9 protein-coding genes are annotated in these 10751 nt (G+C 53.7%); 8 read left to right on the top strand and 1 reads right to left on the bottom strand.

Features of this window, described 5'->3' with window-relative positions:
• Both Q5911_RS14550 and dnaJ read left to right on the top strand, forming a co-directional pair.
• Nucleotides 1–1149: Hsp70 family protein (locus tag Q5911_RS14550; protein ID WP_303183877.1), on the top strand; the 1149-nt coding region annotated here is incomplete at its 5' end.
• Between the two features lie 161 nt (nt 1150–1310).
• Entirely contained in the window at nt 1311–2495 is a 1185-nt protein-coding gene (gene dnaJ, locus Q5911_RS14545) for a molecular chaperone DnaJ (protein WP_303183874.1), read from the top strand.
• A 19-nt stretch (nt 2496–2514) separates the two neighbouring features.
• Here the strand turns inward: dnaJ and Q5911_RS14540 are convergent, their stop codons facing one another.
• Entirely contained in the window at nt 2515–3540 is a 1026-nt protein-coding gene (locus Q5911_RS14540) for a LacI family DNA-binding transcriptional regulator (RefSeq protein ID WP_303183871.1), read from the bottom strand.
• A gap of 286 nt (nt 3541–3826) precedes the next feature.
• On the opposite strand from Q5911_RS14540, the gene Q5911_RS14535 reads away from it, so the two are divergent.
• From Q5911_RS14535 to Q5911_RS14510, 6 genes are all read left to right on the top strand, one after another.
• Complete coding sequence (locus tag Q5911_RS14535) at nt 3827–5149, top strand: sugar ABC transporter substrate-binding protein (protein WP_303183869.1); 1323 nt, start codon at nt 3827–3829, stop codon at nt 5147–5149.
• Nucleotides 5150–5152: 3 nt separating this feature from the next.
• Nucleotides 5153–6052, top strand: coding sequence for a carbohydrate ABC transporter permease (locus tag Q5911_RS14530; RefSeq protein ID WP_303183866.1), 900 nt, complete (start codon nt 5153–5155; stop codon nt 6050–6052).
• Nucleotides 6024–6875 (top strand): carbohydrate ABC transporter permease, encoded by an 852-nt coding sequence (locus Q5911_RS14525; protein WP_303183863.1) that lies wholly within the window; start codon nt 6024–6026, stop codon nt 6873–6875. Before Q5911_RS14530 ends, Q5911_RS14525 begins: the two co-directional genes overlap by 29 nt.
• A 6-nt stretch (nt 6876–6881) precedes the next feature.
• Nucleotides 6882–7985: an ABC transporter ATP-binding protein gene (locus tag Q5911_RS14520; protein ID WP_303183861.1), complete on the top strand. Its 1104-nt coding sequence runs from the start codon at nt 6882–6884 to the stop codon at nt 7983–7985.
• A 51-nt stretch (nt 7986–8036) separates the two neighbouring features.
• Entirely contained in the window at nt 8037–9368 is a 1332-nt protein-coding gene (locus tag Q5911_RS14515; protein ID WP_303183858.1) for a glycoside hydrolase family 32 protein, read from the top strand.
• A gap of 143 nt (nt 9369–9511) precedes the next feature.
• Nucleotides 9512–10477, top strand: a complete 966-nt coding sequence (locus Q5911_RS14510) for a PfkB family carbohydrate kinase (protein ID WP_303183855.1) — start codon at nt 9512–9514, stop codon at nt 10475–10477.
• Nucleotides 10478–10751: the final 274 nt, after the last annotated feature.

Genomic DNA, 10751 nt, shown 5'->3' with positions numbered 1-10751 from the left:
ACAACAACAAACATCAACCTTCCGTTCATCACAGCTACAGCTGAGGGACCGAAGCACTTTGATATGAACCTTACAAGAGCAAAATTCGACGAGCTGACACACGACCTGGTGGAGAAGACAGCAGAGCCTGTACAGAGAGCTCTCTCCGATGCAGGTATCACAGCTTCTGAGCTGGGTCAGGTACTGCTGGTAGGCGGTTCCACACGTATCCCGGCTGTACAGGACAAGGTAAAACAGCTCACAGGCAAAGAGCCCAGCAAATCCCTGAACCCTGACGAGTGCGTGGCACTTGGTGCTTCCATCCAGGGCGGAAAGCTTTCCGGAGACGCCGGCGCAGGTGATATCCTTCTTCTGGATGTTACTCCGCTGTCCCTTTCCATCGAGACAATGGGCGGTGTCGCTACAAGGCTGATTGAAAGAAATACAACAATTCCTACAAAGAAGAGCCAGATCTTCTCTACAGCGGCAGACAACCAGACAGCTGTTGACATCAACGTGGTACAGGGTGAGAGACAGTTCGCAAGAGACAACAAGTCCCTCGGCCAGTTCAGACTGGACGGAATCCCGCCGGCACCGCGCGGAATCCCGCAGATCGAAGTTACATTCGATATTGATGCAAACGGTATTGTAAATGTTTCCGCTAAGGACCTTGGAACAGGAAAAGAGCAGCACATCACCATCACAGCAGGTTCCAACATGTCTGATGAAGAGATTGATAAGGCTGTAAAAGAGGCAGCAGCTTTCGAGGCACAGGACAAGAAGCGCAAAGAAGGTATTGACACAAAGAACGATGCAGACGCATTTGTATTCCAGACAGAGAAAGCTCTCGAGGAAGTAGGCGACAAGATCGACGCTTCCGAGAAGGCAGCTGTAGAAGCTGACTGCAAGGCTCTGAAAGAGCTACTGGAAAAAGTAAACATGGATGATATATCTGATGCACAGATCGCAGAGATCAAAGCCGGCAAAGAAAAACTGACACAGAGCGCACAGAAAGTATTTGCAAAGATGTATGAGCAGATGGGAGCTGGCGCAAACGCAGGTGCCGGAGCAGGCCCGAACCCGGGAGCAGGCGCTGACACAGGAGCCGGAGCAGGTCCGGAAGGCTACGGCAGCGATGATGTGGTAGACGGAGATTACAAAGAGGTCTAAGACTAAGAGATAAGATCTCAAAGGAAACATGTTCTGCGGAATCCGAAAGGGGGAGAAATCCACTTCTTGCGGATCCCGCAGAACTTTGTCTGCAAACACAGGCTTCGGACTGAGGCCTTGTGGGCAGCATGTTCCTGAATAAAACGAAAGGTTGATAGAGAATGGCAGAGTCAAAGAGAGATTACTATGAGGTGCTGGGCGTCAGCAAGGATGCGGACGAGGCAACTCTGAAAAAAGCATATAGGAAGGTAGCTAAAAAATATCATCCTGATATGAACCCCGGAGACAAAGAGGCGGAGCAGAAATTCAAAGAAGCCTCAGAAGCCTATGCAATCTTAAGTGACCCGGAAAAACGCCGTCAGTATGACCAGTTTGGCCATGCTGCATTTGAGGGCGGCGCCGGCGGAGCCGGAGGTTTCGGGGGATTTGATTTCAGCGGTGCTGATTTCAGTGATATCTTCGGAGATATTTTCGGAGATCTGTTTGGCGGGGGCCGCCGGTCCGGCAGGGCAAACCAGGGACCAATGAAAGGAATGAATATCCGCAAGAGCGTCCGCATCACATTTGAGGAGGCTGTATTTGGCTGTGAGAAAGAGATCGATGTTGTCCTGAAGGATCCCTGTCCCAAGTGTAACGGCACAGGGGCGAAACCGGGGACATCACCCCAGACATGTCCCAAGTGCGGCGGAAAGGGGCAGGTTGTCTACACCCAGCAGTCCTTCTTCGGCACAGTGCAGAATGTACAGACCTGTCCGGATTGTCATGGAAGCGGCCAGATCATCAAGGACAAGTGTCCGGACTGTGGCGGCACAGGCTATATTTCCAGCAAAAAGAAGATTGCTGTGACTATCCCGGCCGGTATAGACAACGGCCAGAGCGTCCGCATCCGGGAGAAGGGCGAGCCCGGCGTAAACGGAGGCCCCAGAGGCGATCTGCTCGTGGAGGTTGCGGTGTCCCGCCATCCTATTTTTATGCGACAGGATATGAACATCTTTTCTACCGTGCCTATCTCCTTTGCACAGGCGGCACTGGGCGGTGATATCCGAATAAAGACAGTGGATGGAGATGTTCTGTACAACGTAAAGGCAGGCACAAAGACAGACACAAAAGTCCGCCTGCGCGGAAAGGGCGTGCCCTCTGTGCGCAATTCCCAGGTGAGAGGCGACCACTATGTGACGCTGGTCATCCAGACGCCTGAGCACCTGAGCGCTGAGGCAAAGGAAGCCCTGCGGCAGTTTGACGCCCTCTCCGGCAACACATTGAACCAGACGCCGGAGGAGCTGGAGAAGCACAAGAAAAAGAAAAAAGGCTTTATGGATAAAGTAAAGGAGGCTCTTGATGATTAGTCATCAGGGCCTCCCCTTTTTATATGGTCGTGTCCCTGCGGATCAGCACCGGCGGGATGACCCTGTGGACCGGTTCCCTCTGGGGTGCCGGTCTTCTCTTTTTCCGCTCTGCCATCTGCTCAGACAGGAGCTCCATGGCCTGGTCTGCAATGACGGAGACCTGCTGTCCCACTGTGCTGATGGGGATGACTGCCTCCCGCGAGATAGGAGAGTTGTCAAAGCCGATGATTTGGTAGGTGTCCGGCAGTTTTCCGTATTTTTGCATGAGGGCGTTGAGGAGCACGTTTGCATGAGTGTCGTTGGGCATGAAGACACCTTTTTTCTGGGCGGGATATTTCTCCTCCATATAGTCGATCAGCTCCAGCACCTTTGCCTTGTTCTCCTTGAACGTATCCCCCATGTGGGTCAGGATGAGCTCGTAGGGGACGTGGTATTCCCGGCAGGTGTCCTCAAAGCCGTGGACACGGCCGGAGGCAGGGACGGAGTCAGGCATTTTGGCGTTCACGTGGATCAGGATGTCGCAGCCGCTTTTTCGCAGGAGCCCGGCAGCCTGGACGCCGCCCATGTAGTTGTCTGTGTTGACGCTGGAGATGAACTCGTCCTCCCTCTCGATGCCCACCACCGGGACGTGGTAGGAGGCCAGCTCCCGGGAGGAGATGGTGGGGCTTAGGATGATCATGCCCTCTATATTGTAGGCCAGTAGCTCCTCAATGTATCTGCGCTCCACGTCAGCCCTGGCGTTTCCCGAGAAGACGAGGAACTTGTATCCGTATGTCTCGTAGGTGGCCAAAATCTGGCTGAGCATCTCCGAGTAGTAGTGCATGTACAGGTTGGGGATGATGATGCCCACAAACTCTGTCTGGCCGCTGGCCAGGATACGCCCCACCTTGTTCTCCTTATAGTCCAGAGCTACCAGGGCGTCCGCAATCTTCTGCTGGTTCTCCAGAGTGAGAGAGTCCGGATTATTGAAGTACCGGGAGATGGTAGTCTTGGAAAAGCCGGTGTAGGCCGCTATATCTGCAAATGTTACTTTTTTCGCTTTCATATGATTTCCGATCCCCTTTTCTTTGGCTCCCCGAAGGGAGAAGGTTTAAATACTGCTTGTAGTATAACAGAAAAAAGACTGTATAATCAATAAAGTAACCGGTAACAAAACCGGTTTTGTGAAAGGTGTACAAAAAGGAGGGGCAAAAAATAGCAGAAACGACGAAACTCCATTTTTCTGTTGACATTGGGCCTTCACAGGGATATGATTCCATTAAAGGAACCGGTTACTTAACCGGTAACTAAAACGGTTACACACGAAAATGTTCTATAAAGGAGGAGATGTAATGAAGAAATGGAGGCTGTGCCTGACCGGAGTGGTCCTGGCGGCGGCCTGCCTCACCGGCTGTCAGCAGAAGGATCCTGAGCCGGGGGAAGTGGCGGGCTATGACGAGGGGGAGGAATACCTCTCCATATGGGTCCACTCCATCGAGGACACGGAGGAGGGACAGGCCTACAAGGAGTCGGTGGACACCTTCAACGAGGCCTACGACGGGCAGTACTTTGCGGACATTGAGTTCGTGCCCAGAAATGACAGCGGCGGCGGATATTCCGACAAGGTCAACGCCTCAGTCATGGCAGGAGGGCTGCCGGACGTGCTCACAGTGGACGGGCCCAATATCTCGGCCTACGCGGCCAACGGGATCATCCAGCCCCTGGCGGACCTGACCGAGGAGGAGGAGAGCGAGTACCTGCCCTCCATCATCGAGCAGGGCACAGTGAATGACGAGCTGTACGCCCTGGGAGTCATGGAGTCCAGCGTGGGCTTCTACTACAACAAGGACATCATCGAGGAGGCGGGCATCGAGATACCGGACGCGGACGATCCCTGGACCTGGTCCGAGTTCCTGGATATCCTGGAGGAGATGAAGCCCCTCATGGACGAGAAGGACGGCTATCCTCTGGATATGACCTTCCCGGTGGGAGAGACCAGCATCTACTACTTTGCCCCCTTTGTCTGGTCTGGCGGCGGGGAGCTGGTCAGCGACGACGGGCTGGAGGTGGACGGCTGCTTCAACTCCCAGCAGACTGTGGACGCCATGAACTACTTCCGGACTATCGTGGAGAACGGCTACATGTCCGAGGCGCCCATCGACCACCTCTTTGAGAGCGGGAGAGCGGCCTTCAAGTTCGACGGGGCCTGGGAGGTCAACACCGTTTACACCAGCTACCCGGACATCAACCTGGGCGTGGCCCCCTACATCGTCAGCGACGACTGGGACGGCGGAACCTACACACCCACAGGCTCCTGGGCCTTTGCGGCATCCTCCGAGACAGAGGACATCGAGGGAGCCACAGAGCTGGTGAAGTGGATGAGCGGCGTGGACAGCGGCATCCGCATCTGGGAGATGACAAAGAATTTCCCGTCTACATACGAAGCATTTGAAAACATCGACGTGTTCCAGACAGACGAAAACTACAACGCTCTGTATGAGCAGCTTACCAACTACGGACACCCGAGACCGAAGACCCCGGTCTATCCCCAGGTGAGCACCTCCTTCCAGGAGGTCCTGGAGAGCGTGGCCCTGGGAGGGAAGGACGCCCAGAGCGAGCTGGATAAGCAGGTGGAACGGATCGATCAGAAACTGGAACGTTATACAAGGGAGTAAAGGATGAAAAAGAAAAATTCAATCATGGGAATGGCGTTTTTCGGACCTGCGCTTGTGCTGCTCACCATATTTCTCTTTCTGCCTATGGTGCTCACATTCGTGTTCAGCTTTACCGACTACTTCGCGCTGAACCCGGAGCTGACCCACTTCGTGGGACTGGAAAACTACTTTAATATTTTTAAGGACGAGCTTTTTGTTCAGTCATTTTTAAACACAGTCAAATTTGTCATCATCATCGTGCCCTGCCAGTGCATCGGCGCCCTGGTGCTGGCGCTGGCCATCAACAAGGCGGCGCACTGCAAGAAATACTTTAAGGTGGCTTTTTTTGTGCCGGTTGTCATGTCCCTGGCTGTTGTCTCCACTCTGTGGATGCAGATCTACAGCCCGGAGGGCATCCTGAATACCCTGCTGGCAAACTTCGGCATCGACGCCCAGCCATTTATCCACAGCGCCAGCCAGGCCCTCCCCTCCATCGCCATCATGAGCGTGTGGCAGGGCGTGGGATACCAGATGATCATTTTCCTGGGCGGCCTGCAGAACATCAACCCGGCTCTCTACGAGGCGGCGGAGATGGACCACGCCAGCGGCTGGCAGAAGTTTAAGGACATCACATTGCCGGAGCTGAAGCCCCTGTGCGTGTTTGTGTTCATCACAGTCACCATCGGCGCGTTCCGCATGCTGGTACAGCCCATGGTCATGACAGGAGGCGGACCGGACCACTCCACCTACACCATCGTGTACGACATTTACGAGACAGGTACTGTGAACTGGGAGATGGGACTTGCGTCCACAATGGCCATTGTATTTACCGTATTCGTAGTCATTCTGACCATTATCCAGAATGTACTGACTAAGGACAAGGAGGGAAAGAAGCATGGTATCAAAAAAGCAAAAGCGAATTAACTGGATCCTGGTAGCTGTGCTGCTGGTGCTGTCCGTCTTCTTCCTGTTCCCGGTGATCTGGATGCTGGCCAACTCCTTCAAGCCGGACGCGGCCATCACGGCGGACATGAACTCTGTGGCGGCCTTTATCCCGCCGGCGCCGGACGGAAGCTTCTTTGACAACTACATAGAAATCATCACAAACACAAGCTTTTTAAGATACATGGGGAACACTCTCCTCTACGCGGCCATCCTGATCGTTCTTGGCATCATCGTGAACGGCCTTGCGGGGTACGCCCTGGCGAAGATCAACTTCCCCTTCAGGGAACAGTGGCTGCTGATCATCATGATGCTGCTCATTGTGCCCACAGAGACGGTCATCACCATCCATTTCCTCATCATCGCCAAAGCGGGACTTTTGAACACCATCCTGGGCTACATACTGCCGTCCATCGTCAATCCTTTCAACATCTTCCTGTTCCGGCAGGTGTTCGTGAGCCTTCCGGACGACGTGTACGAGGCGGCCCAGCTGGACTTCTGCGGACCTGTGAAATATTTCTTCACCATGGTCCTGCCCATGTCCAAGACAGTTGTGGCAACTGTCAGCGTATTTACTTTCCTGAATGTGTGGAACGACTACCTGTGGCCGTCACTGGTGTTTACATCAAGCGACCTTCTGACAGCGCAGATCGGTCTGAACTCCATCACATCAAATGAAAACACTACAATGGGACAGACCCTGGCGGTCATCACGCTTGTAACAATCCCTGTCATCATCATCTACTCCCTGTTCTCCAAACAGATCGTGGAGGGTGTGACATCAACAGGTTCAAAGGAAGGATAAGAGAAGATGAGTTTTATAGAATTTAAAAATGTATGTAAAAAATATCCCGGATCAGATAAAAACACAGTGGACAATTTAAATCTCGATATTGAGGAGAAGGAGTTCATCGCCTTCGTGGGGCCCTCCGGCTGCGGAAAGTCCACCACTCTGCGCATGATCGCCGGCTTTGAGGAGATCACAGGGGGTGAGCTCTTCATAGACGGGAAAAAGGTCAATGAAGTGGCGCCAAGAGACAGGGGCATCGCCATGGTGTTCCAGAACTACGCCCTCTATCCCCACATGACGGTGGAGAAGAACATCGGCTACGGTCTGAAGAACATGAAGCTGCCGACAGATGAGATCAAGAAGAAGGTGGACTGGGCCATCGACATCCTGGGACTTGAGGAGTACCGCTACCGCAAGCCAAAGAACCTCTCCGGCGGACAGCGCCAGAGAGTGGCCCTGGGGCGTGCCATCGTGAAGAATCAGAAGCTGTTCCTCATGGATGAGCCCCTCTCAAACCTGGACGCCAAGCTCCGCGTCAGCATGAGGACGGAGATCAGCAAGCTCCACAGACAGCTGGGAGCCACCACCATCTACGTCACCCATGACCAGGTGGAGGCCATGACTATGGCGGATAGGATTGTCATCATGAAGGAGGGCGTCATCCAGCAGGTGGGAAGACCCATGGAGCTATACGACCACCCAATCAACCAGTTTGTGGCAGGGTTTATCGGATCTCCCCAGATGAACTTCTTTGACGTGACAGTGGAAAACGATACTGTGAAATTCAGCGACGGCAATTCTATCACTCTCTCCGAGGGAACGGCAAAGAAGCTGAAGGGACGCCAGGGGGAGATGACCCTGGGCATCCGGGGAGAGGACATCAAGATGGACGCCCAGAACATGGACATCAACGACGGCAACAGGCTCCACGCGGTCATCACGGACACAGAGGTCATGGGAAATGAGAACAACCTGTATTTTGGCTTCGGCGGGGCCCAGGCAGTGGCCCGGGTGTCCAAGTATGAGATCAGCCAGATAGGAGACAGGATAGACTTCGTGTTTATGCCATCAAAGATGCATTTCTTTGACAAGGAGACAGGCGTCAACTACATGGAGATGCAGTAAAAAGGCTGTTAGACAGAAAAAAGAAAAAATAGCATTTATTACGGAGGCAGTATGAAAACACAGAGATTACACTTGAAAGCGCCGGACAACTGGGTAAACGACCCCAACGGCTTTATATACTACAAAGGATACTACCATCTGTTTTATCAGTATTTTCCCTATGGTCCCCGGTGGGGGACCATGCACTGGGGCCACGCGGTGAGCAGGGATCTGGTGAGCTGGGAGCACAGGGACCTGGCCCTCTACCCTACCATGAGGGAGGATCAGAACGGCTGTTTCTCAGGAAGCGCGGTGGAGGAGGACGGAAAGCTTTACCTCGTCTACACCGGCGTCCGGTACGAGGTGGTGAACCCGGAAGACCCTCACACATGCCTGGACGAGCAGTTTGAGTCCGCCCAGCTCATGATCTCCTCTGAGGACGGCTTTCACTTTGACAATGAGAACGGGAAAAAGGTGATCATTCCCCCCATCACGGATCCTGCCATCGGAGATCGGACCCACACGAGGGACCCAAAGGTCTGGAAGAGTGAGAGGCACTGGTATCTCGTTCTTGGGAGCACTGTGGAGGAAAAGTACGGGGAGTTGCTCTTCTACAGGAGCGATGACCTCCACACATGGACCTACGTGAACAAGGCATTCAAGGGCCCTGAGTACGGATGGATGTGGGAGTGCCCGGACTACTTTGAGACAGAGGGCGGCAAGGTGCTGATCCTCTCCGCCATGGGCTTCCTTAAGAACGGGGAGAAGGAGAAAAACCAGTCTATCTGCTTTCATGTGGAGTTTGACCAGTCCTCCTGTCGGATGGAGATACCGGATACGTATCAGTTCCTGGACTACGGCCTGGACCTGTATGCGCCCCAGACAACGATGGACAGGGAGGGAAGGCGCGTCCTCTCCGCCTGGGTCAGGATGCCCAAGGTCACAGATGAAGGCTGGATCGGCATGTTCTCGACCCCCCGGGTGGTGGAGATGAAGGACGGACACATTTTCTTCCGCATGCACCCCAATGTGCGAGCCGCCTACTCGGAGGAGATACCAGCCGGCTGCCAGCGGGCGGCGGATGGCTATCTGGTGTCCCTTGACCTGGAGGACGAGGAGGAGCTTGATGTAGGCGGATTTGTCATCCGCCGGGAGGGTGACCGGATCTGCACGGACCGGAGCGACGTATTCCCTTCCGCACCGGGAGCTCACATCCGCTCGGAGACGCCGGCCCTGAAGGGGGGCTTCCACCTGGATGTGGTGGTGGACAAGAACCTGGTGGAGGTCTTTGTAAACGACGGAGAGTACGTGATCAGCAACGCTGTGTACGGCCTGGAGGACAAGATAGGGTGCAGCGGTGAGGGGAAGAAGATGAGGATACACATTTTCAGCGCACAGCGCTGACATCCTTGCAGGAGTAAAAGAGATTGTCTCAACCATTTTTAAGCTGCTGTTTTGAAGAGTACGAAAAGTATGGAAATATGGCGGGAAATGTTATATGATATTCAGAGATATTCAACCGAAACATGCGAGGAGGAGAGGTATAGATGGATAGGAAATACGATGTGGTGGCGCTCGGAGAACTTTTGATCGACTTTACAGAGAATGGCCTGAGCGGCCAGGGCAACCCTCTGCTGGAGGCGAATCCCGGCGGAGCTCCCTGCAATGTGCTGGCCATGCTGAACAGGCTGGGGAAAAAGACAGCCTTTATCGGCAAGGTAGGAAATGACCAGTTCGGAAAGATGCTGAAGGAAGTGGTGGAGGAGAGCGGTACGGACGTGTCCGGCCTCGCCATGGATGAACAGGTACACACGACACTGGCATTTGTGCACACGTTTCCGGACGGGGACAGGGAATTTTCCTTCTACCGCAACCCGGGCGCTGATATGATGCTGACAAAGGAGGAGGTTGACCCGGAGCTGATCAAAAAGGCAAAGATCTTCCACTTCGGAACTCTTTCCTCCACCCATGCGGGGGTGAGGGAGGCCACACGCTACGCTATTGACGTGGCGAAGGAGAACGGCCTTCTCGTCTCCTTTGACCCGAACCTGCGGGAGCCCCTTTGGGAAAGCCTGGACCAGGCGAAAGAGGAGATCCTGTACGGCATGTCCAAGTGTGACATCCTGAAGATCTCGGACAACGAGATGGAGTTCATGACCGGAACGACAGACTACAATAAAGGCGTGGAGATGCTGCGGGAGCAGTTTGACATCCCCCTTATCTGTGTCACTCTCGGAAGAGAGGGAAGCCGCGCCTTCTACAAGGATATGATCGTGGAGGCGGCCCCCTTTGTGAGGGAGGACACCATCGAGACGACAGGAGCGGGGGACACCTTTGAGGCCTGCACCCTGAACTACATCCTGGAGCACGGCTTGGAGGATCTGACAGAGGAGAACTTAAAGGAGATGCTCACCTTTGCCAACGCGGGCGCTTCCATCATCACCACGAGAAAGGGAGCCCTGAAGGTTATGCCGGAGAAAGAGGAGATCGAGAAGGTTATCCGGGAGAGATAAGACCGGACTTAAAATGAAATAAGAACAGCGCAGGATGCGTGCCTAAATAGAGGAAAGGCGTGCAGCTACGCTGTTTTTTGTTGACAGAAGACATAAGCTGATGTAAGCTTGGAGTATCTTCTTTTTTGAGGAAACATTTCTTGAACCGCATCGTTCAAAAGCGGTTCCCATTCATATCTGACGTATCGGGCATATCTGCCGGATTACCCGGAAATGATAAAAAATTTATGTAAAAGTTGCGCGTGGGGAAGAAACTGTATTATACTGACAAGGA

Source organism: Lachnoclostridium phocaeense, from assembly GCF_959599685.1.
Taxonomy (GTDB): Bacteria; Bacillota; Clostridia; order Lachnospirales; family Lachnospiraceae; genus Claveliimonas; species Claveliimonas monacensis.
Note: the sequence above shows the minus strand (reverse complement) of the source record. Positions and strands in the feature narration are given on the sequence as shown.

Coding starts and splice junctions, on each gene's coding strand:
- dnaJ (WP_303183874.1), top strand. CDS start 1,311: ATGGCAGAGTCAAAGAGAGATTACTATGAGGTGCTGGGCGTCAGCAAG.
- Q5911_RS14540 (WP_303183871.1), bottom strand. CDS start 3,540: ATGAAAGCGAAAAAAGTAACATTTGCAGATATAGCGGCCTACACCGGC.
- Q5911_RS14535 (WP_303183869.1), top strand. CDS start 3,827: ATGAAGAAATGGAGGCTGTGCCTGACCGGAGTGGTCCTGGCGGCGGCC.
- Q5911_RS14530 (WP_303183866.1), top strand. CDS start 5,153: ATGAAAAAGAAAAATTCAATCATGGGAATGGCGTTTTTCGGACCTGCG.
- Q5911_RS14525 (WP_303183863.1), top strand. CDS start 6,024: ATGGTATCAAAAAAGCAAAAGCGAATTAACTGGATCCTGGTAGCTGTG.
- Q5911_RS14520 (WP_303183861.1), top strand. CDS start 6,882: ATGAGTTTTATAGAATTTAAAAATGTATGTAAAAAATATCCCGGATCA.
- Q5911_RS14515 (WP_303183858.1), top strand. CDS start 8,037: ATGAAAACACAGAGATTACACTTGAAAGCGCCGGACAACTGGGTAAAC.
- Q5911_RS14510 (WP_303183855.1), top strand. CDS start 9,512: ATGGATAGGAAATACGATGTGGTGGCGCTCGGAGAACTTTTGATCGAC.